General features: G+C 59.7%; 22 protein-coding genes. 15 read left to right on the forward strand and 7 right to left on the reverse strand.

Annotation, left to right across the window (positions count from 1 at the left end):
- Nucleotides 1–27: 27 nt before the first annotated feature.
- From AC1DM5_RS27760 to AC1DM5_RS27795, 8 genes are all read left to right on the forward strand, one after another.
- On the forward strand, nucleotides 28–1,533 hold the full coding sequence (locus AC1DM5_RS27760; RefSeq protein ID WP_477822836.1) for a hypothetical protein: 1,506 nt from the start codon (nucleotides 28–30) through the stop codon (nucleotides 1,531–1,533).
- On the forward strand, nucleotides 1,530–2,330 hold the full coding sequence (locus AC1DM5_RS27765) for an SDR family NAD(P)-dependent oxidoreductase (protein WP_477822837.1): 801 nt from the start codon (nucleotides 1,530–1,532) through the stop codon (nucleotides 2,328–2,330). Before AC1DM5_RS27760 ends, AC1DM5_RS27765 begins: the two co-directional genes overlap by 4 nt.
- A gap of 23 nt (nucleotides 2,331–2,353) precedes the next feature.
- Complete coding sequence (locus AC1DM5_RS27770) at nucleotides 2,354–3,460, forward strand: NAD(P)/FAD-dependent oxidoreductase (RefSeq protein ID WP_477822838.1); 1,107 nt, start codon at nucleotides 2,354–2,356, stop codon at nucleotides 3,458–3,460.
- Nucleotides 3,461–3,503: 43 nt separating this feature from the next.
- Nucleotides 3,504–4,655, forward strand: coding sequence for an aminotransferase-like domain-containing protein (locus AC1DM5_RS27775; RefSeq protein ID WP_477822839.1), 1,152 nt, complete (start codon nucleotides 3,504–3,506; stop codon nucleotides 4,653–4,655).
- A gap of 61 nt (nucleotides 4,656–4,716) precedes the next feature.
- Nucleotides 4,717–5,082 (forward strand): Rid family hydrolase, encoded by a 366-nt coding sequence (locus AC1DM5_RS27780; protein ID WP_477822840.1) that lies wholly within the window; start codon nucleotides 4,717–4,719, stop codon nucleotides 5,080–5,082.
- 66 nt (nucleotides 5,083–5,148) lie between these two features.
- Nucleotides 5,149–6,534, forward strand: a complete 1,386-nt coding sequence (locus AC1DM5_RS27785) for an LLM class flavin-dependent oxidoreductase (protein ID WP_477822841.1) — start codon at nucleotides 5,149–5,151, stop codon at nucleotides 6,532–6,534.
- The gene (locus AC1DM5_RS27790; protein ID WP_477822842.1) at nucleotides 6,515–7,036 is read left to right on the forward strand and encodes a flavin reductase family protein; all 522 of its coding nucleotides are present in this window, start codon (nucleotides 6,515–6,517) and stop codon (nucleotides 7,034–7,036) included. Before AC1DM5_RS27785 ends, AC1DM5_RS27790 begins: the two co-directional genes overlap by 20 nt.
- 81 nt (nucleotides 7,037–7,117) lie before the next feature.
- Nucleotides 7,118–8,350, forward strand: coding sequence for an MFS transporter (locus AC1DM5_RS27795; RefSeq protein ID WP_477822860.1), 1,233 nt, complete (start codon nucleotides 7,118–7,120; stop codon nucleotides 8,348–8,350).
- A 40-nt stretch (nucleotides 8,351–8,390) separates the two neighbouring features.
- Here AC1DM5_RS27795 and phnF read toward each other — a convergent pair whose 3' ends face one another.
- The 3 genes from phnF to AC1DM5_RS27810 form a co-directional block, all read right to left on the reverse strand.
- Entirely contained in the window at nucleotides 8,391–9,158 is a 768-nt protein-coding gene (gene phnF / locus AC1DM5_RS27800; protein ID WP_477822843.1) for a phosphonate metabolism transcriptional regulator PhnF, read from the reverse strand.
- Nucleotides 9,159–9,358: 200 nt separating this feature from the next.
- Nucleotides 9,359–10,174 (reverse strand): metallophosphoesterase, encoded by an 816-nt coding sequence (locus AC1DM5_RS27805; RefSeq protein WP_477822844.1) that lies wholly within the window; start codon nucleotides 10,172–10,174, stop codon nucleotides 9,359–9,361.
- A gap of 27 nt (nucleotides 10,175–10,201) precedes the next feature.
- On the reverse strand, nucleotides 10,202–11,404 hold the full coding sequence (locus tag AC1DM5_RS27810; protein ID WP_477822845.1) for an alanine racemase: 1,203 nt from the start codon (nucleotides 11,402–11,404) through the stop codon (nucleotides 10,202–10,204).
- Nucleotides 11,405–11,728: 324 nt separating this feature from the next.
- Between AC1DM5_RS27810 and AC1DM5_RS27815 the strand changes: the two genes are divergently transcribed.
- Nucleotides 11,729–12,670, forward strand: coding sequence for a threonine ammonia-lyase (locus tag AC1DM5_RS27815; protein WP_477822846.1), 942 nt, complete (start codon nucleotides 11,729–11,731; stop codon nucleotides 12,668–12,670).
- On the opposite strand, the gene AC1DM5_RS27820 is transcribed toward AC1DM5_RS27815, so the two are convergent.
- Nucleotides 12,640–13,437: a GntR family transcriptional regulator gene (locus AC1DM5_RS27820; RefSeq protein WP_477822847.1), complete on the reverse strand. Its 798-nt coding sequence runs from the start codon at nucleotides 13,435–13,437 to the stop codon at nucleotides 12,640–12,642. The genes AC1DM5_RS27815 and AC1DM5_RS27820 overlap by 31 nt on opposite strands.
- 149 nt (nucleotides 13,438–13,586) lie before the next feature.
- Here AC1DM5_RS27820 and AC1DM5_RS27825 point away from each other — a divergent pair, with 149 nt between their 5' ends.
- The 5 genes from AC1DM5_RS27825 to AC1DM5_RS27845 all read left to right on the forward strand — a co-directional run bounded on the left by AC1DM5_RS27825 (nucleotide 13,587) and on the right by AC1DM5_RS27845 (nucleotide 18,761).
- Nucleotides 13,587–14,747, forward strand: a complete 1,161-nt coding sequence (locus AC1DM5_RS27825; RefSeq protein WP_477822848.1) for an ABC transporter ATP-binding protein — start codon at nucleotides 13,587–13,589, stop codon at nucleotides 14,745–14,747.
- 41 nt (nucleotides 14,748–14,788) lie between these two features.
- The gene (locus tag AC1DM5_RS27830; protein ID WP_477822849.1) at nucleotides 14,789–15,670 is read left to right on the forward strand and encodes a carbohydrate ABC transporter permease; all 882 of its coding nucleotides are present in this window, start codon (nucleotides 14,789–14,791) and stop codon (nucleotides 15,668–15,670) included.
- Complete coding sequence (locus AC1DM5_RS27835; protein WP_477822850.1) at nucleotides 15,667–16,503, forward strand: carbohydrate ABC transporter permease; 837 nt, start codon at nucleotides 15,667–15,669, stop codon at nucleotides 16,501–16,503. The genes AC1DM5_RS27830 and AC1DM5_RS27835 overlap by 4 nt, the downstream gene beginning before the upstream one ends.
- Nucleotides 16,504–16,569: 66 nt before the next feature.
- A complete protein-coding gene (locus AC1DM5_RS27840; protein ID WP_477822851.1) occupies nucleotides 16,570–17,805 on the forward strand; it encodes an extracellular solute-binding protein in 1,236 nt (411 codons plus the stop codon).
- 83 nt (nucleotides 17,806–17,888) lie between these two features.
- Nucleotides 17,889–18,761: a phosphonopyruvate hydrolase gene (locus tag AC1DM5_RS27845; protein ID WP_477822852.1), complete on the forward strand. Its 873-nt coding sequence runs from the start codon at nucleotides 17,889–17,891 to the stop codon at nucleotides 18,759–18,761.
- A 409-nt stretch (nucleotides 18,762–19,170) separates the two neighbouring features.
- Here the strand turns inward: AC1DM5_RS27845 and AC1DM5_RS27850 are convergent, their stop codons facing one another.
- Nucleotides 19,171–19,683 carry an NUDIX hydrolase gene (locus AC1DM5_RS27850; protein WP_477822861.1) on the reverse strand — a complete coding sequence of 171 codons (513 nt, stop codon included), beginning with the start codon at nucleotides 19,681–19,683 and terminating at the stop codon, nucleotides 19,171–19,173.
- Between the two features lie 130 nt (nucleotides 19,684–19,813).
- Complete coding sequence (locus tag AC1DM5_RS27855; protein WP_477822853.1) at nucleotides 19,814–20,293, reverse strand: ProQ/FINO family protein; 480 nt, start codon at nucleotides 20,291–20,293, stop codon at nucleotides 19,814–19,816.
- Between the two features lie 439 nt (nucleotides 20,294–20,732).
- On the opposite strand from AC1DM5_RS27855, the gene AC1DM5_RS27860 reads away from it, so the two are divergent.
- The gene (locus AC1DM5_RS27860) at nucleotides 20,733–20,987 is read left to right on the forward strand and encodes a hypothetical protein (RefSeq protein WP_477822854.1); all 255 of its coding nucleotides are present in this window, start codon (nucleotides 20,733–20,735) and stop codon (nucleotides 20,985–20,987) included.
- 201 nt (nucleotides 20,988–21,188) lie between these two features.
- Here the strand turns inward: AC1DM5_RS27860 and AC1DM5_RS27865 are convergent.
- A partial coding sequence (locus AC1DM5_RS27865; RefSeq protein WP_477822855.1) for a 3'-5' exonuclease occupies nucleotides 21,189–21,671 on the reverse strand: 483 nt, incomplete at its 5' end.

Consider the following 21,671-nt stretch of genomic DNA (forward strand, 5'->3'; position numbering starts at 1 on the left):
CCAGGCTGGATCTACCGAAAGCTCGGCGTGGAACCCTTCATCCAGTGCGCGGGCGTACGCACAATCTACGGCGCGAGCAATCCAAGCGACGAGGTCATCGCGGCCATGAACGCTGCCGCCCAAGCCTTCGTCGACATGGATGAGCTTGCGGAAGCGGTCGGCCGGAGAATGGCCGAACTGACCGGAGCCGAATGGGGCGTCGTAACTGCCGGGACGGCGGCCACCCTGGCGCTGGCGACGGCGGCCTGCATTGCCGGCAACAATCCAGAACTCATGCTGCGTTTGCCAAACACGTCGGGGCTGCGCAACAAGGTGCTCATCCCCTCCGATCAGCGCTTCGCCTACGAGCAGGCGATCCGCCTGGCGGGAGCAGAGATCGTCCCCATTTCGACCGTCGAGGAACTGGCCGAGGCAATGGACGGTACTGTTGCGATGGTCTGCTTGCTCGGGCGCGTCGACAGCACTTCAAAACTGCCGTTGCAAGCGATCTTGCCGTTTACCCGCGGGCACGATGTCCCGATCCTGGTGGATGCGGCCGGCCTTTCGCCGGCAAAACCCGACCGCTGGATTGCGGAGGGCGCCGACCTCGTCGTCTATGCCGGTGGCAAATACATCCGCGCCCCGCAATCAACGGCGATCGTGCTCGGTAGGAAGCGGCTCTGCGAAGCGATCTGGTGGAATGGGGCACCTCACCAGGCCTTCGGCCGGTCGATGAAGGTGGGCAAGGAGGAGCTTGTCGGCGCGGTCGTCGCCCTCGATCGCTGGATTAATTTCCAGTCGGCCAAAGACGAACGCGCGCAATGGCTACCAAGGCTCAAGCGCATCGAAAGGCATCTCGTCTCATTGCCGGGCGTTGACACGGAGATCATGTCTTCCTCGGGATCAGTGACCGCGATCCGTCTCAAGGTCAAATGGGATCCGGCGAGGATCCCCTTCGATGCCGAGGCACTACGTCTGGCCCTTCTCGAGCAGCGGCCGCGCATTCTCCTCCATGATTTCTGGTCAACGCCGACGTCGATCATACTCGATCCGGTAAACCTCAGTGACGATGAGGCAGAGATCGTCGGGCAAGCTTTGGCGAGCGCATTTCGCGTTCCTGGATCCCTCGTCCAGCCTATCACAACAGTCCCCCCCGAGGTCGACACTTCAGGATGTTGGAGGATGGACATGCGGTTTCTGCACGGTTCGGCCACGCATCACTTGGAGATCGTCCAGGTCGATGGCCAATTATCGGGCACTCATCGAACGCCAACCTCCGTTGGCATCATAAGCGGCGAAATTCGCGGCCGGGATGTCTGCTTCGAGGCCGCGCACGAGCACGTTCCAATCTGGCTCTTCTACTGCTTCGAGGGAAAGACTTCCGCTGACGGTTCCATTTGCGGGACCGCAAAGCTCGGAGGGACCGCAAAGGAACATCTAGGGCCTGTGTTCAAAGGTCAGTATGGATCCGCGGCGTGGGAGGCGACACGCATTTCGGCTTCAGCGAAGGGTTCGGCCAACAGCACGGCAGCTTGTCAATGGAGGCCGCAATGACCAACCAATCGATTGAACCCGATTCACGGCGCGTATCTCCTCTGGACGGCAAGGTGGCGTGGATCGTCGGCGGTTACGGAGCGATCGGCGCAAGCATCTCGACGACATTGGCAGAGGCCGGAGCGACCTGCCTCGTCGCAGGCCGAAACATTGAGCGGGCGCGCGCCCTTGCCGATGAACTTGGCGACAGAGGCTATAGCGCCGAAGGCCTCCAATTGGACGCCTGCAACTGCGACGAGGTTCGTGAGCAGTCGAATGCGATCGCGCAGCAATACGGCTCGATCGACATTTTGGTGAACTGCCTCGGCTCCAACAAGGAGCAGACGATACTCGATGTAACGGAAGAGGCATTCGACGAGGTCTATTCGAAAACGCTCCGCTCGGCGATGTTTCTGGCGCAGGCGGCTGCCCGCCAGCAAGTCGGGATCGCAAAGGGCGGCAGCCACATTCACCTGCTCTCGGTTCGCTCGTCGCTCGCCTTCCGAAACCGCGGATATAGTGCCTTTTGCGCGGCAAAAGGTGGACTGGCCGTCATGCTCAAACAGCACGCGATCGAGCTCGCCGCTTGCGGGATCACCGTCAACGGCATTGCTCCGGGAATGGTGCGCACCCACAAGAACGAGGCCGCCCTTAGCGATCCCGTGACCTTTCAGAAGGCGATCGCGGACATACCGCTTGGCCGACTTGCTACGCCAGCCGATGTCGCCGGGGCAGTGTATTTTCTTGCATCCCCGCTCTCCCGGTTCGTGACCGGCCAGATTCTTTACCTCGATGGCGGGTTGACCGCTTCAAGTTGAACGCTGAGGCCCAGGAGGCAGGCATGCCGATGAAGGTGATCATCATTGGAGGCGGAATTATCGGATCGTCGATTGCGATGCAGCTGACACAGCGAGGTTGCGACGTGATCATCATTGACGAGCATCAGCCGACCGGTCTCGCATCATCGCGCACATTCGCCTGTCTCAACTATTTCAGTTCGATTGAAGAGCCCTATTTCAGTTTCCGGCGTGAGGGCATTCGCTACAGCGAGACATTGGCACAGTCTATTGGAGCCGCCGCGGCATATCATCGGTCCGGAACGCTGCGCTGGGGCGACAGCGCGGCAAGCCAAAGACGGATCGAGCGGGTGGCCTCCCACCTGTTGAACTCGGGCGTCCATCTGCAATACTGGACGCCCGGTGATGTCCACAGGCGCCTTGAGCCGCATCTGTCTCTGGATGGCATCGCGGGCCCCGTTATCAGATTGCCGGACGAGGGCTGGATCGACAGCGTGCCCTTCATCGGACGGTTGCGTGATGTCGCCGAGGCGACGGGTCAGCTGTCGATCATCACCGCGAAGGTGACTTCCATTCAACCAAGAGCCCGAAATGTCCGCGTCATCGCGGGCGCAGCAGGACTTGAGGCCGACGTCGTGTGTCTGGCCGCGGGACATGGAACATCCCTCCTGACCAGAAATCTCGGCTTCAGGATCGACGTCCGCAGGGAGCCGGGTGTGTTGTTCTCCGTCGAGACGCCAAGCGTGATCCTGCACCATATCGCCTATGCCGGCGATCTTCATATTCGCGCAGACGGAGCCGGCCGCCTGATGGCTGGACAGACAAGCCCGCTGGCTGAAAACGCGGCCGATACGGTCCGGTTGACATCACAATTTGCCGAAAGGCTTGCCGCCATAATCCCCTCGAAGCACGCGGCCATTCGCGCCCACCCGGCCGACCGACCCGTACCTTTTGACGGTTATCCGGTGGCTGGCTGGCTGCCCAACACGGATCGGATCTATGTCGCCACGACGCACAGTGGAATGACGGTCGGACCACTCCTGGGCCGGCTCTGCGCCCTTGAGATTCTTGGCGAGGACGCGGCCATTCCAAGCGTGTTCCGGGCCTCGCGCGTTCGACTGAGCGAAACTATCGCCGCACCCGTTCAATGAACTCTATCCCCGCTGAACTCATTGCCGACAAGGGAGATCGAAAATGGAAGAAAAACACCAAATCAGCCTCATGCGTGCCACGCCGCCCCACCTTGATGCTTTGGCTAAGGCGCTTCAGGAGACTTGGGGGCATCTGTCCGTGACCGACGAGGACCTCGCCTGGCAGTTTCGCCAGCACAGGTACAATGGCAGCGATCAGGACAAGGCCGCCGGCATCAGATGGATCGGTGAGAGGATCAAGCCTTTGCCTGATATCTCGCGGATGATGGTGACGAATGGAACGATGAACAGCATTCTCTTGCTGACATCCGCGATCGTCGGTGCCGGTAACGTCCTGTTGACGGAGGAGCTGACCTTTCCCCAGGTCTATACACTTGCCGGTATCGCCAATGTCAGGGTTTGCGGGGTGCGCATCGACGAGCACGGAATGGTGCCTGACGATTTCGAACGGAAATGCCGCGAGCTCGTGCCAAGGGCCGTTTATGTCAATTGCACCGTCCACAGTCCAACGGCCTATGTGATGCCGACTGAACGACGCAGGACGATCGCCAACATTGCCAGGCGCTATAACGTGCAGATCATCGAGGATGAAGCGCAGGCGCTCTATCTCGATGGCCTGCCCGATTCCTTTGCTACGATTGCCCCTGACTTGACCTGGTATCTCATGGGACTGTCGAAATATCTCAGCCTTGGCATCCGCATGGCATTCGTCGTCGCGCCGTCGGAACGGGCGCTGGCCGAGATTCTGACGCGGCTGCGCCCAATCTCGACCTGGCATCCGGCCCCCTTGATGGCATCGATCATCTCGCACTGGATCCATAGCGGCATCGCTCAAAACCTTCTCGGACTGGCGCGAGTCGAGGTGCGCAAGAGGCAGACGGTTATTGCGGAAGTTCTCTCTGGTCTTCCAGGTTTCCGGGGATCGAACGGTATCCATTTCTGGCTCACCGCGCCTGATGGAATCGACAGCGAGGATTTCGCCAAGGCGATCGCGGAAGCCGGCGTCCTCGTCCGGCCAAGCCGACTTTACTCCGGGGACCACGAGCCGAGGCTTCAAGGCATCCGTCCCGGGGTTGGGGATCCCGTCGATCTCGCAGAAACACGCCATGCCGCCGAAATCATCCGCACCGTCCATCAACATCTCGCGGGCCGGGCGCCGGCCGGGTCGAACCCTTTGCGGTCGCTTTCGGCATGACACAGGTCGATCCGGTAGCAGGCCGCCACGGCCGGCGCGAGAAACGAACAGGGAGAAAGCCATGATCACGGACTGGCCAGTACTACGCTCGGCGGGCGCAGCGGAGGGGCGCAGCTCCGGCTGCGCCTTCGGGCCGCTCGCATTTGCAGTTGCAACATCGGCGGACAAGTCGGTCGATCTGGAGGAGCAATCGGGAAACTGCTTCCGAAAGCTCGATCGCGTGTTGTCCGAACTCGGTACCGATAGGCGGTTCCTGATCTCCGCAACAGTCGTGCTCGCCGATATCGACGACAAAAACAGGTTCGACCGGACTTGGAACGACTGGGTCGGGACAGATGCGCGCCATTGGCCGCAGCGAATGTGCATCGAAGCGACTCTGTCGAAGGGCACGCTCGTCGAGATTTCGGTCGTCGCAGCAAGGACCTAAGCAAGGACCGCCGTCTGGATTCGGGCGGCAGACGAAGGCTACGTTTCAACTATCGGGAGACTTGCCATGACGCGCAGCGATCAGATGAAACTTGGTGTCTTCCTGCTGCAGGCGGGGCACAATGAGGGCGCATGGCGTGATCCGGGTGTGCCGGCCGATGGTGGCGTGGACATCGACCACTACACCCACCTGGCGCGCACGGCCGAAGACGCGGCTTTCCATTTCGTCTTTCTGAACGATAGTCCGAGCATCCGCGATCAGGACGAGGCGACGATTGCCCGGGTCGGACGCAATGACGGTTTCGAACCGTTGACCTTGCTTTCTGCCCTGTCCGCCAGGACCGAACGCATCGGACTGGTGGCATCCGCCACGACGACCTATCACCATCCCTATCACCTCGCCCGCATGTTTGCGTCGCTCGACCATCTATCCAGGGGCCGTGCGGGTTGGAACATTGTCACCTCCGCTCACAAATTCGAAGCGACGAACTTCGGCCAGGAGCGTTTGCCCGACCATGACGAGCGATATGACCGAGGACGCGAATTCGTCGATGTCGTGCGTGGCTTGTGGGACAGCTTTGAAGATGATGCATTCATCCGCGACAAGGCGAGCGGCATTTTCGTCGATACCCGCAAGCTGCATGTCCTCGATCATCACGGCTCACATTTTTCCGTCCGCGGACCGCTGAACATCGCCCGACCGCCACAGGGTCATCCGGTTTTGGTGCAGGCGGGGGCTTCTGAGGCGGGCATGGCATTTGCAGCTGAATTCGGCGAGGTCATCTTCACGGCAGAGCCGTCGATCGAGAACGGCAGACGCTACTATGAGAGCCTCAAACAAAAGGCTCGCGCGTTCAATCGCACCGATGACCAGATTCTCATCATGCCCGGGATTGTCCCGATCGTCGGGCAGACAAGGGAGGAGGCGCGGCAAAAACTGATGAGGCTGCAGTCCTACACCCATATGGACGTCTTGATCGGTATGGCAGACCGTTTGCTCGGATTTGTCACCGACCTCAGATCCGTCGATCTCGATTCTGCGGTGCCGCGATCCCTTCCCCAAACGAATTTCATTCAAAGCCGACAAAAACTCCTGCTCGATCTGGCCGCCCGGGAAAACCTCTCATGGCGCGAGCTTGTCGGTTTCATCGCCGCAGGTCACGGGCATCTGATCGTCGTCGGTACGCCCGATGACGTTGCAGACACGATGATCGAGTTCTTCGAGTCCCGCGCGGCGGATGGCTTCAATGTGTTGCCAGCGATGTTTCCGCAAGGCCTGGACGAGTTCATCCGACTGGTGTTGCCCGAACTGCGTCGTCGCGGAAAGTTCCGTTCGGCTTCGGCAACCGGCGATCTAAGAGAAAATCTCGGTCTAAGGCGGCCCGGCAACCGCTTTGATCAGCAATCCTCAGACCCAGCGAAGGAGGTGTATCATGCTGGACGTTCCCAATGAAGCATTGTGCGACGGGATCGAGTTTCGGGGGGCCATGCGACGGGCTGCCCATACAGTCGCTATCATAACCGTCGGCGAGGGCGGCAATCGCACCGGTTTTACGGCGACGTCCTATTGCAGCGCGTCCGACAGTCCCCCAACCATGATCATCTGTATAAACAAAGTGACGACCGCTTGCGCTCCAATTGTTGCGTGCCGGTATTTCGGGGTCAATCTTCTCTCATGTGATGATCGCGGCGTGGCGGATGAGTTTGCCGGCCGAACAGGTCGCCACGGCGAAGAGCGCTTTGTCGGCTTTCGATGGAACCAGGAATGCTGCAAAGCCCCTATCTTGGAGGATGCCCTGGTGGGATTCATATGCCGCGCCGGGCTGATCTACGATCACGGCAATTACTTTGTGGTCACGGGCCTCGTCACCGATATCTTGGCGCCGCGCGATCGTGAGCCACTCGTTTATCTTGGCGGAACTTATCGCCGTTTCGACGGTCGCGCGAATGCCTAGTTTCACCACGCGGGACACGGTGAGGCCGCGCGATGCTACCTGTTCCATCAAGCAAATCTCTACCGGCGGAGGGCTCGCTTGGTGGTGAGCAAAGCGGACGTCAAGTCGATGACTGGCGAGGGGTTCAAGAATCCCCTCGCAGCCCTGCTCGCCGCTAATTTCCTTTGCAATTTCAGCGTAGCGGTCAATGTCTTCGTGATTGGTTGGCAGATTGTAAACACGTCCGCCTCCATGCAGTCGGTCGCCCTTGTACAGTCCACGCAAACCCTCCCGCTTGCCCTGCTCTGCATCTCTTTCGGAGTGCTTGCGGACCTGCTCGAACGACGAGCCATCCTGTTGACGGCACAACTGCTTGCACTATGCGCCACCATCGGACTCCTCGTCGTCGTGGTATGGTTTTCGCGGGCCGCGGATCTGCTGCTGACGATTTCCATGGCAATCGGCTGCTGTGTCGCATTGACCTATCCGGCCTGGCAGGCTTGCCTTGGAGACCTGGTCGAGCCCGATGCTTTGCCGGCCGCCGTCAGCGCCAACGCAACCTGTTTCAATATCGCCAGGATACTGGGGCCGGCATGCGGGGGTGCACTGGTCGCCCTTATGGGATCGATCGGCGCCGTGGCGGTCTCTGCCGTTGGTCACATCGCCTTTATTTGTGTCCTCTATCGCTGGAGACCAACGACCACTCGGCTTTCTTCGGAGCACGAAAGCCTATGGGCGACGCTCAAAACGGGCCTCAACCACTCGCTCCACGACAGTCGATTGCATCAAGTCCTCGTCCACACACTGACGTTTGCGCTGCTGGCATGCATTCTCGTCGCGTTGCTTCCGGCAGTCATTCGACAGTCGGGGATCGCCTCGTCCTGGGCGTTCGGCGCGGCAACATCCTTCTTCGGTTGCGGCGCTATCTGCGCCGGGACGCTCGCCGCGTTCCTACGAAAGCAAAGAGTCGGCCGGCATTGCGTCCTTGCTCTTGCCTATCTTGGCGTCGGAGTCAGCGCGAGCCTGCTTGCAATCGGACGAAGTTTGGAATGTGTCGCCGTCGCCTCGTTCCTGGGAGGGATTTCATGGGTCATGGGATTTGTACACCTGAACACCAGCGTTCATGTTCAGACCCCACGGCCGCTCATCAGCCGGACGCTGGCGCTTTATCAGACCGTCAACGCAGCCGGAATCGCCGTGGGCAGCTGGTCTTGGGGTACATTGGCCGACATGTTCGGATTGGCGAACATACTCCTCGTCGTAGCGCTGCTTGCTGCGACGCTCGCTGTCCTGTCCGTGTTTCGATTGTTCGGCAAGCCTCTCGGGACCGTCTAGTGCTGGAGCAGGCGACCCTGCCCAAGACCGTTTCGCCTCATTACTGCTTTGGCTGGAAATCCTCCTTGCCGACGTAAAACTCGACCCTTGATCCATGGTAGGAGGTCATGGCGAAAAAGACGGGACGTCCGTCGTCGCCGTCGCTGACCGAACTTGTTTCAACGACGATGTCGATCGATGACATGCCGAGATATTTCATTTCGCCCGGACTGGGAAATCTCGATTTGATGCGGATGTATCGGCGCGAGAACCTGTTGACACCGAGCGATTCCAGAAGTTTGGTTTGCGAGAACAAGCGGTTTTTCTTCTTGAGCACAGCAGCAAAGGCAGTCTCTAGCCCGGCGATGCGTTCGAGCGGGTAGTAGGCCGTCACCAGCGCGACGGGCGAACCGTCGGCTCGGCCGAGCATCTCGGCACACAGCACCGCACTGCCTGTCTCGATCTCGAGCTTTTCGGCGATGCCCCTCGGTGCCTGCGAAACATGTACAGATAGTAGTTCCCGGCTCGGCAGCATGGCGTTGTCGACCAGGTTTTGCTCGAGCGATTTCTGAGCCTCGATCCGGTATTCGAACACTTTTTTGGTCACAAACGTGCCGCGCCCGAGCTGGACGTCGATGAAGCCGATACCCTTCAAATGTGCCAGCGCCCGTCGGATGGTCTGTCGTGCCACACCGAAACGATCGACCAGATCGACTTCCGCCGGCAGCTTGTCTCCCGGAACGAGAACGCCCTGGTCAATCTCCCGGGTCAGGGTCTCCACGATCTCCCGCCAGCGGCTTATGCCCGCTCCGTGAAATGATTTCGTCATCCCTGCTCCTTCGGCTCAAAGGAACGCACTTGGATTTGCCTTCCTGGATATTGACAGGTCTCTTACACGATTCGGGTTGCTGGTGTGACGATGAAGCGCCGGAGACACGGTCTGGACCCGCCAGCACAAAGCAGTCGAACCACCCGGCATACCGAGTGGTTCGCTTGAGTTAGCACAACGGATCGGCCGACGGCAAAATACTACGCCGCAATGCCAGGTTCCCGGATCGATCGACCGCTATAGGCGATCAGCGGATAGGGATCCAGGATGTCTTGGAAATGTAGCACGCTCTGATCGCCGTCCAAGAGCAGGATCCCGATCTGGGCCGGACCACTGCGGTAGTTGGGCTTCGCCGGAAGCATCTCGAAATCGTTCTCATAGCAGATGCCGTGCAGGGTGCTCCAGGTCACGCTGTTCCAATGGCCCGACGAGGCACGATGCGTATGACCGAGGAAAATGTGCCGCACGCATCCGGCCTCCTGCACGACAGCCAGGAAATCATCTGCCTGCCGAACCATGGAATGATCGTTCCAAAAGCCAGTCCGGAAAGGCGGATGATGCATGAACAAGTAGACGGGCTTGTCGGCGGCGCCGCTAAGCTGATCTTTCAACCAGTCAAGTTTTTGGCCATTGTAGTCGCCGTCATGCTCGCCGCTCATGCCGGTGTCCAAAAACAGCAATTTCTCCGTGGGCGTCTCGATGACGCTCTGAACGAAGCCGTTACTGTCTTTCTCCAGGTCGGGTTTGGCTCGCAGAAATGCCCCACGGTTGTCGTGATTGCCGATGAGGAACCGCATCGGCATGTTCAAGGGCCGCAGGCACTCGAGCAATGTCTGATATTCTTCCGGCGAGCCGGTGTCTGCATTATCCCCCATGAGCACGCACAGGTCGGCATCACCCGCCAATTGTTTAACCCTCTCGACGCAAAGCTCGAGCCGTTCAACCGGGTCCACGCCCCGAACGCGCTCACCTCGGATGCGGATATGGGGATCTGAAATAAGGATCAGTTTCATCATACTGTCTCTCCTGCGTAAAAATGTGAACTATTCGATGTGATGGATACGTGTCAGCCGCCCGTTCATGCGGACCAGAACATCCGTTTGTCCTGCCCCCTGCCAGTGCGAGAGGTCTTCGAGCGTGATCTCGTTATCCTGGTCGCGGCCGAGCACGACGACGTCATCGCCGAGCCGCGCATCCGGTATGCCTGAAAGGTCGATGACCGAAAGTTCGGAATTCACGGCAAGCACCGGTGCGCGGACGCCGCGAATGAGCATGAAAGCGATGCCCTCACCTCTTGCACCCGCATATCCGTCACGTCGTCCGAACGGTACGACACCGGTGACGCCAGCGAACGCTGGAGTTGGTCTTCCGTGCAGGCCGGTCGTTCGCCCGACCGTTTTCTCCGGAAAATCCGGATGGATATGGATAAGCTTCGTACGGATCGATCGCCATGCGGGCCGGAACCCGGAAAAATCAGCGAGTTCGCGTGGTGCCGAGGCCTTGCCGTAGAGAATGCTCCCCAGCGCGACTGCATTACAGTCGTCCTCGATGCCGAATACCACACCGTTGCTCGCCCGCGCCTGCGTAATCGGCACCGTCAGCCCGCGCTGCGCCAGTTCCTTGATGAGGCTGGAGAACGCCGCGGTCCTGCTGCGCGCCCATTCGAGGCCCGGGAGATCTGTAAACGGCAGGTGCGTATAGATCGCCTCGATTTCGATGCGGGGAAGCAGCGCGATTTGCAGGATGAGATCCTTCGCCAGGGGCAGCGGAAGTCCGAGCCGTCCCCAGCCGCTATCGACCTTGATATGGACACGTACAGGCCCATTGGCCGCGCGCGAGACAGCTTCGGCAAGCTCGACATTGTGGATCGTCGGGATCAGCCGATGTTCGAGATAGGCGGGAATCCCCTCCGGGAGCGTCGCACCGAACATGATCAGATCCATATCCGGAAGCGACCGCCGAATCTCGACAGCCTCATCGAAGGTTCCGCAGCAAAGGGCCTCCACGCCTGCCGAGGCGAAGGCGCGGGAAACCTCGGCGACGCCGCAGCCATAGGCGCTGCTCTTGACGCACGCATGGATCCGGACGCCTGCCCCGACGAGCGACCTGACCGCACCGACATTGTGGGCGAAGGCGCTGAGGTCGACGTCGATCCAGTTGGCGCGCGTCGGGGAAGCCGCCGCCGGTGCCGCCCATGCCGAGGTCTCGGTTGTCCTGGTCTTGTTCAATGATGATGCGATCGACATTCAAACCCTCTCGGATGCGTGTAGTGTTTGGGCCGGCTACGGCGGCACCCGCTCCGAATAACCAACTTATGTGACAGAGAGATGTCTATAAGTACGTACCTCTTGACTACCGCAACATCGGACAATAGGAAGACGTCGACAAGCCAGACCCAATTTTTCGAAGGTGCGCCGGTGGAAGCCGATCGATCATTTGCTGCGATGGAGAAAACGACGCCCTCCAGTTCGGACCAGGCGGACGGCAGCAATGGAGCCGATTGGTTTTTCAGCGCTCCGACACAGCAGGATGTTTCGCGCGCTGCCAGCTCCATCCGAAACCGGGTTCGCGTGACACCGATTCTTGAAAGCCAGATCCTGAACCAGCGCACTGGCGGTCGGATCTTGCTGAAAGCCGAAAGCCTCCAGGTCACCGGTAGTTTCAAGGCGCGCGGGGCGCTCAACCGGATGCTGCTTCTGTCTCCAGAGCAACAGCACAACGGCGTCGTCTGTTATTCGTCCGGCAATCACGGGCATGCGGTTGCCTGGGCAGCTCGCCAGCTCGGCCTGCAAGCGATTGTCGCAATGCCTGACGATGCACCCTCGACGAAAGTCTCGGCCGTACGATGGTGGGGCGGGCAGATTGTGCCCTATTCTCGAAAGCATGACGATCGCGAGGCGATTGTGGGTCGCCTCGCTTCTGAACACGGGACGACCATCATCCATGCGCATAATGATCGTGCGGTCATCGCGGGGGCGGGAACCGTGGGGCTGGAAGCCGTCGAACAGGCCGGCGCGATGGGTCTTTCGCCGGATGCGATCCTCGTTGGTTGCGGCGGGGGTGGTCTGGCCGCCGGCTGCATGACCGCGTGCCATTCCACCGAGCTGTTCATTGTCGAACCGGACGGGTATGACGATACGACACGCAGCCTGGCGCTCGGGCGCAGGGTCAAGAATGACTCGGCCCCGGAAAGCATCTGCGATGCGCTGCTCGCCCCTACTCCGAGCGATTTGCCTTTCCGGATCCTGAGCGACGGGAGGGTCCGCGGCCTCTCTATCGGTGATCGTGAGGCGCGGTACGCGATGCGCTACGTGGCTGCGCATTTCGGCCTGATAGTCGAACCTGGCGGCGTGCTGCCGCTCGCTGCCCTCCTGGCGGGGCGTTTCGACGCAAGCGGCCGCACGGTCATTGCGGTCATCAGCGGTGCGAACGTCGATCTAGCGGCAAGCGCGACCATTCTTGGAAGCGAAGCTGGTGCCATCTATACGTTGGCAGGCGCTATTGCGCTCTGATCGGCGGGGCGGAGGAAATGCTCCTCGCCAATCACGAACTCGACCTTGCTGCCATTGTAGGAAACCGCCGCGTGGAAAATCGGCCTGCCTTTGGCGTCGACGCAGGTCTCTTCCGTCTCGACGACGTGATCGTCGGTGCCGAGATGGAGGATTGTCTGTTCTTCCGTCGTAGGCCGACGTGATCGCAGGCGAAAATCCCGCCTGCGATAACCCTCGACGCAGAGCAGAGACAAGGCCTGCGCGATCTCGCGCGCGGGATTGTCCCCGGCATCCAAGGCGCTCAAGCTGTTTCGTAGCGCGGGCATTGCCCGATCGGGGAAATAGAAGCGGCCCGTCGCGACGGGGTCGGCATGTGGCGCGGAAACGGTTCTTAGATAAAGGACGGGACTGTCCGGAATGATCTGCAGCGCCGCCGCCAGGGCAGGCGTCGCGGCGATGATCGTGACGGCTTCGAGAAGACGCGACCCCGACAGGCCACTGTCAGTCAAGCTCTGCTCGATCGTCGCGCCGTCGCTCAGCCTGTGCTCGAAGACTTTGTCGGTTACGAATGTTCCACGCCCGCGTTCGGGCTGAAGCAGGCCCTCTGCCTGAAGATGCGCGATCGCCCTGCGGATCGTCTGTCGCGCGACCCCATATTGGCTGGCAAGATCACTTTCAGCCGGCAACTTGTCGCCCGGCTTCAGGCGTCCCAGGCTTATGTTGCGCAGCAACTCGTCGCCGACGAGGCGCCACCTGCTTATTCCCGCAAGATTCTCGATGACCGACATTCGCGATTAATTCCTCCATCCGCCAGCATCGTCATAAAACTCACATGGAAGGCTGTCTATAAGTGCGTACAACTAGTCACATTGATGCCGAGATAATCTACCACAAGGTGCAATGTGTCGAATAGTATCAAAGAGAGAGAATCCGACGAATGTCGACCCTGGCGATACGCGGCGTTTCGAAGGCCTATGGCCATACGCAAGTCTTGAACAACATTTCGCTCTCGATCGCGTCGGGCGAGTTTGTCTCGCTTCTCGGGCCGTCAGGATGCGGCAAGTCGACGTTGTTGCGGATGATCGCCGGGCTGGAAAGCCAGGACGAAGGCACGATCTCGATCGGCGAGCGTGATCTCGTCGATCTGCGCCCGAAGCAGCGCGACGTCGCCATGGTTTTCCAGAGCTACGCGCTTTATCCGCACATGACCGTGGCGGATAACATGGCGGTTCCACTGCGCATGCGCCGGCTCAGTGGCTGGCAGCGGCTTCCCGTCGTCGGTCGGTGGCTGCCGGGGACGACCAGTTCCGAGAGAGCGATCAGGGCGCAGGTGCAGTCGACGGCCACAGCCTTGGGGCTGCAGGAGCTCCTGCATCGCAAGCCCGGACAATTATCGGGCGGGCAACGCCAGCGTGTGGCCGTCGGTCGTGCAATGGTCCGCCAGCCAGCCGTGTTCCTGATGGACGAACCCCTTTCAAATCTCGACGCCAAGCTGCGCGTGCAATTGCGCACCGAAATCAAGGAACTGCACCAGAAGCTTGGCGCCACTTTCGTCTATGTGACGCACGACCAGTCCGAAGCGATGACGCTGTCGGATCGGGTCGCCGTCATGCTGGGTGGTCAGCTTATCCAGACGGGCACACCACAGGAGATCTATTCCAATCCCATGGACAGCCGCGTGGCGGAATTTGTCGGCGCGCCGAAGATGAACCTGTTTCCGGTGACGGAAACCGGCCAAGGCATGGTGCGAGTTGGAGAATTTGCAATCGAGACCCCTCACCTGCACTTTTCCAATGCCGTGGCGACCATCGGCGTCCGTCCAGAGAACCTGCATCTCGTCGAACGGGCCGGAGCGTCGACGCTTTCGGGCGTCATTCGCCTTGTCGAGCACATGGGTTCGGACCTTTACGTCCATGTCCAGGTCGCAGCGCTGCAGGCGCCAGTCGTAGCGCGGCTGCCGGTCGACAGAAGTGCTGCGGCGGTAATCGGACAAGTTGTCAACTTTCACCTGCGCCGGGATCATGTCCTGCTTTTCGACGCCGACGGACGGCGTCTGCAGGCGAGCGCAAAACTCAGATCACTGCGCGAATACGCCTGATTGATCGACACTATCCTGCGGCCAACTTCCTGAAGATCATCATGGCGCCCTCCAAAGATATCGACCATTCCGGCTATTATCTCGCGACCCCGGCATTCGCCCTCATGTTGCTGCTCTTTATCGCACCGACGCTTGGCGTGCTCGTCATCTCGATGACGGACTGGCAATTCGGTTCGAAGTCGATCTCCTTCGTCGGGGCAAGAAACTTCGAAATAATGATGGCCGACCCGTCCTTTCGCCAGGCAGCCGCCAACACGACCCTCTACGTTCTCCTCGTCGTTCCCGGCACCGTGCTTTCGGGCCTCGTTGTCGCGCTCCTGATCGAGAGCGGCAAACGGTTCAGGGCTTTCTATCGCGCGGTGCATTTCGTGCCCTTCATGGCCACGCTTGCCGCCATGGCGGTCGTCTGGGAATCGCTCCTGCATCCGACGATCGGTCTAGTCAACCAGCTTCTGGTCATGGTGGGGCTGCCGACTGCAAACTGGCTTAGGGACGAGCGCGTCGTCATTCCCGCGCTGGCGGCGATTGGCATCTGGCAGAACCTCGGTTTTGCCATGCTACTTTTCCTATCGGGGCTGAAACGAATTCCTCAAGAGCTTTATGACGCGGCCGATGTCGACGGCGCCGATCAATGGCTCGACCGGCTTCGCACCGTAACGCTGCCGATGCTTGGGCCTGTGGCTCTCTTCGTCACCGTCGTCGTCGCGCTCAAGGCCTTCGAAACCTTCGATACCGTCCAGATCCTGACGCAGGGAGGACCGAGTGGCTCTTCGACCCTGCTTCTCTACATGCTTTATCGGGAGAGTTTCGAATACCTGCACACCGGCTACGGCGCCGCAATCACCGTCGTATTCCTGATGCTGGTCATCGCCCTCACGGTCCTGCAGGTGCGGACGTTTGATAAGAAGGTACATTATTCATGAGCGCCCGTCATGATTCCAATGCAGCCTCGTTTGCGCGCCATGCCGTTCTGTTGCTGACGGGGCTCATCGTGACCGCGCCCTTCATCTGGATGGTGAGTCTGTCGCTCAAGCCGCCTGGAGAAATCTTCCGCGCGTCATTCTCAATTCTGCCGGAGCAATGGCATGCGGTCGAGAATTACCGGAAAGCTCTGACCGAGGCGCCGTTGCCCCGATACATGCTGAACGGTCTGTTCGTCTGCGCCTCCATCCTTGCCCTGCAGATCATCGTTGCCGCCCCTTGCGCCTATGCGCTTGCCAAGCTGCATTTCCGCGGGCGCGAATTCTTGTTTGGGCTGGTACTGATCTGCCTGCTGATACCGCACCAGGTTCTGGCATTGCCGCTCTTCATCATGGGATATGAGCTTGGGATTCTAAACACGTACATTGCCCTGATCTTCCCTTACGTCATTTCCCCCTTCGCGATTTTTTTGTTCCGGCAGTTTTTCAGGACGATACCGGACGACGTCATCCATGCCGCCCGGCTTGACGGTTTTTCCGAGCTTTCGATCGTCTGGCGCATCATGCTGCCGATGGCGCTGCCAGCGGTCATCGCCTTTTCGATCCTTTCGGTCGTCAGTCACTGGAACGACCTGTTCTGGCCATTGATTGCGGTGCGCTCGGAATCGCTCATGCCGCCTCCCCTCGGCATCGTGACGTTTCGCAACGCCGAGGCCGGCAACGACTACGGCCCGCTCATGGCCGGTGCCACCCTGATCGTCGCTCCCCTTATTGCGGCGTTCCTCCTCGCACAACGCTGGTTCATCGATGGACTGACCAGTGGTGCGGTCAAATAGCATCATTCATTAACCAGGGAGACAATCATGCGCTCATTCCTTCGACGTGCAACAATTGGAATTTTGTTGTCGCTTCCCTTTTTCGTGTCGCAGGCAGCCTCGGCAGAAACGCTGGAAATTGCCGCAGGCAGCGACAACACGTCCCTGCTGAAGGCATTGGCCACAGCCTACCAGAAAGACCATCCCGATGTGACGATCAACGTCCCGCCAGGCCCACGCAGCTATGATGACCTGGCACAGGATCTGCTGCGGCGGGCAACAGTCGGCGATCAACTTCCGGAGCTTCTCGTTGTCGGCAACAATCAAAGACTGTTTGCCGAGCGTGGGCTGGCGCAGCCGTTAAGTGCCATCATTGAAAAACGGCCGGACTCACTCCTCGCGACCGCGACCCCGGTCGTTCGCGAAAAGGGCCGGATCGGAAATGATATCTACGGGATAGCTTTCGGTATTTCTCTCCCCGTGGCGCTCTTCAATGCCGACCTCGTCAGACAGGCCGGTGGAGACACGGCCCATCTGCCGACGGACTGGACCGGTATTCTCGATCTCGCCGATAAGATCAACAAGCTAGGCGGACCAGTGACCGGCGGCTTCATCGAGACCGACGGCTCCGCTTCGCTCGGGTTGCTGTATCTCATCCAGTCGCAGGGCGGCACGATGATGAGTGCGGACGAGACGAAGCTGACGGTCGACAGTCCGCAGGGCGTGGCGGCGATGAAGATTTTGGCGCACTTCGGACGGGCGGGGCAGGCGAAGGCGGCAATGACCCGCGATCAGGCGCGCCAGGCCTTCGGAGCTGGAACGATCGGCGTCTTCGTCACGATGAGCAGCACAATTCCAATGCTTGAGAAGGCCGCCGGCGACCGCTTCAAGGTCGTATCTGTCGCCCTGCCGGTCGTGGAAGGCAAGGGCACCATTCCGTCGGCGGGTCCTATCGCCTCAATCATGTCGAAGGATCCGCAGAAGCAGGAGGCCGCACTCGCCTTCATCGAGTTTCTTGTCGGTCCCGAAGGTCAGCGCGTTGTCGCCGAGGCCAGTGGCTACTATCCGCTCAACGAGCCTGCAATCGAAAAGTCGGAAGCATTGAAGGCCTCACTGGCAAGCCGGCCCAACGCGCATGCCATTCTCGAACGGTTGTCCGTCGCGACGAGTTGGTATACGCCACCCGGCAACAATGCACCGAAGATCGCTACCATAACCTCCGACAATCTCTTGCGCGCCGTCAGTTTGAAGGCAACTCCCGAGGAGACGGTCAAAGCGATCACCGAACAGGTTGCCCCGCTTCTTCCAAGCCTGCAGAACTGACCCGAACCGGCTGCCGCGGCAACAACCGCGGCAGCCCATCCGCCCTCGCCGTCACCTGGCCTGGGATAGAACAGGAGGCCAGCATGAATAAATCCGCATCCCTGCGTGCTCGCATCAGCCAGCGCGGGCTTCTCCATGTCATGGCGGCCCACAGTCCGCTGTCGGCGATCCTGGCGCAGGAAGCTGGGTTCGATGCCCTCTGGGCTTCCGGCTTCGAGCTTTCAGCGCTCTTCGGCGTGCCGGATATGAGCCTAATATCGATGACACAGCATCTCGACATGGTCAGAGCCATTGCCGGCCGCACATCGCTTCCGATCGTCGCCGACATCGACACCGGCTTTGGCAATGCAATCAATGTCATCCACGCCGTCACTGAATATGAAAGAGCCGGCGTCAGTGCCGTCGTGATCGAGGACAAGACCTTTCCAAAGGTGACCAGCCTGGTTGCCGACGGAAGACAGGAGCTGGTTCGCATCGAGGAGTTCCAAGGAAAGATCGAAGCCGCGATTGCGGCACGGCGCGATCCGAATCTGTTGGTGATCGCACGCACAGAAGCTTTGATTGCCGGCTTGGGAGAGGCCGAAGCGCTACGGCGTGCCAGAGCCTACGAGGATGCCGGGGCCGACATGATTCTCATTCATTCCAAGAAGGAGACACCCCACGAGATCGAGAGCTTTGCGCGTGCCTGGACGGGCGACGTGCCGCTMACCATCGTACCAACCGCCTATCCGGAACTGGACGCGGAGCGGATCAAGGCGCTCGGTACGATCGCCATCGTGATCTACGGCAACCACGCGCTTCGCGCAGCGGTGACGGCAATGCAGGATGTCTTCCGACGGATCGTTGCCGACGGCGGTATCCGCAACGTCAACAGCGACATCGTATCCGTGGAAGAAATCTTCCGCCTGCAGGACATGCCGGCCGCGAAGGCCAATGAGCAGCGGTTCCTGCGTTAGGTCAGGCCGCGGCGCACTTCGACCGTCGGGAAAGCGGCTTAGAAAGGCGGCTCTGCCCACTCTCCCCAACAAGCGGAAGATCGGTCTCCCCATCCTTCTCGGCTTGTCGCCGCTGCAGGACTGGCGGCTTTTTCGCCACCAGCGCAGGCGGCCGAATACCCCACTCGGGAGGCAGGAGCACAGCGCTCCTGCCTCCCTGGCTCGACCCGCTACGCGGAAGATCAAGAGACGATGAGACCATGACGGAGACAATCGCGACCGAGACCATCACCGGATCCCAAGCTTTTCCGAGCGCCCGTCCGAACTCTGAATGAAAGCGAAATTCTGACGCCTGCTTGGAGGCAGATGACGAAATTGCTTCAAAGTTCTGCTTGGCTCCAAGCGGTTTAGCTCAACTATCATCTTTTTATCAACTGCGACCGGGCCGCAGGAAATAAACGAGATCTCGGCATTCTCGCTGATAGACTGGCGCAAGCCCGCTAGCGCCATCTGAAACCATTGCCTCAAATTCATCGAAGGCGACATACCTGACTTCCGATATCTCTTGCGGATCGACCTTCAAGACCGAAACTGGCAAGTCTGCCTCGACGACGTAGACGTCGTTGAATTGTCTATCGATATAGTCGGGACGAAGCGTCGCTTCCTGATAGAACGAAAACAGAAATCTCAGCTTCACATCCTCCGCCGGAACGCCAATCTCTTCTTGAAGTTCGCGCTCAGCCGCCTGGCTACTGTACTCACCAGTGCCAATGTGTCCGGTAACCGATATTCCCCACATGTTTGCGAAGTGATCCACATTCGCGGACCGGCGCTGCAACAACACCTCACCCTTGGAATTGAAGACAAAAATATGAACTGCACGGTGGTAGGCACCGGCTCGATGAACTTCCTTATGCCATGCTGGTCCAGTACATCGAAGTATTCCATGGTTTTGTCGTCCTCAGACATCGGCCTTGAAGAAAGCGATGCCGACATAGGTCTTGACCAATTGTCCGCAACGAAACGAGAATCTATTGTGCTATCGGTGCTGCAACGGCGCCGGATCCGACCAATTATTTCGCGGTCAACGGCCGCCGTTTGAGAAGCGCGGCGCGGATCAGGTCGTTCTTTGTCGGTTCAGGAGCAGCACCCACGTGCGGTCCCGCAGCCAACGCTTCTGGCTGCATGCGGGTCCGCTTCAGTTCCAGAAAGCGGCGCTGCGCCTCCAGCCTGTCTGCCGCGGAAACCGGTTCGACCGGCACGCCGGCAAGATCGTGGCGCATGGCGTCAGACTGGGCGCTTGCGAAATAATAGCGCTTCAAGCGGACATAGACTGCAATCGCACGTCTGAGCTTGGTCGCCCCGACGTCCGGCTTCAACAGCGCCCGGATCTCGTTGAAGATCCCGACCGCCAATGGACGGATGGGATCGCCTGCCTTTTGCGGCAGAACGTCGATCGGTCTCACGAGAAGCGCGTTGATCGCTCCCGCCTTTTGAACATCGCGCTCGGTCGCTGCGACCAGGCCAAAGCTCTCAGTCCAGGGCTTGTCCATCCTTCCTCCGAAATGCCGTTCTTGCCGCTCGAGTGGCATATGATCTTGACGGGTGCATCAGTAACCTGGGCTCGCGTCGCGATATATTGACTATGCGTGCGGGAGCCAGAGTCAATTGGGACAAAGCGGACAGAATTTTCCTGTCGCGTCGAGGGAGCGATCCTTCAATGCCCGCCGGTCGCCAGACGTTCGGTAGCCGTCAACAGGACGATCGCCCTGCCAAGTCGCCGGGTATCGCAACCGTTCTTCGATCCATTTTCAAGCGCCGGTTGGATCCAAGAGAAAACAAAAGGCGCTTGCGAAGAATGCAGTACGACCTTTTGCCGTGGCACCTCCTCCTGATTGCAGAATTGATAATTCGTTAACCTTTCGTTAACCATGGTTCCTTAGCGTCGGGATAGCGATTCGATACTATCCGGCTATTTTCGAGGAGGGTGCCATGTCGCTCGTAACCTTGCCCGGTAAAATTCGCCTCTATGGCGGTCACGCTCTCCTGGTCATGACGGAAGGAAACCTCCATCAGGCCGTGTGCATCACCGACGATGCCATGCCAGCCGGCGAAGGCGACGTCATGGAAGGTCTGCTTCAGTGTCTTCAAGTTTATGAGGGTATTGCCGATCGCAAATTCTCAGAGGGCGAACTGGCCTATGATGGACGGGTTTGGATTACCTCCTCTGACATCAACCCGCACTGAGCAACGGAACCGATTTCGATCTCGCAGTTGAAGATCCGAAGCGCTATCGAAAAGACGGTGGCACGCGAGCCGATCGTCGTTGCGGACCCTGGTCGCAAGGCGCTCTTAGACTGCTGTCCCGATCATTCCGTCCGCACTTCGACAGGAACGCTCCTGTCGAACCCTTTGCGACAGGTATCAAGGGATGTGCGAAATGTGACTTCAGGTCCTGAACCGCTCGAATGCGGTCAGCCGGCTCACGAGCGGGTCGGCCTCCTCCCAACAATAGATCTCCGAGCGAAGGTAGTTCAGCTCGTCTTCGAGCGCGTCTTCGGCAACGTCGATCCACCAGGATTTCGGCTGGCCGTCGCTGCCGTCCGCCCATCGGTATCCTCGCGCCTTGAGCTGATCCTTCATGTCGAAGGGACTGTGCTCGGCGAAGATGCGCGCGAGCGAACGCTGGCTTGCTGCGTAGAGCTCGGCAAAGGGCGCCGCGTTCGGGCCATCCGGCCGCGCCGCAAGAAGCTCGAGCAAGGCATAACAATCGTCGAGCGCCCGGTGCGCTTCGTGGAAATATCCGGACTGGCCTATCAGATAGCCGAGCTTGGTCCCTTCCATGCCACGCGCCGCCCAGTCGATCTCGGAGGCCGAACAGGCCCATGCCTTCCCCGAAAAAAGTGACGAGAACGCTTCGCAGAACGGACG

The organism is Rhizobium sp. 01T437, from assembly GCF_056398505.1.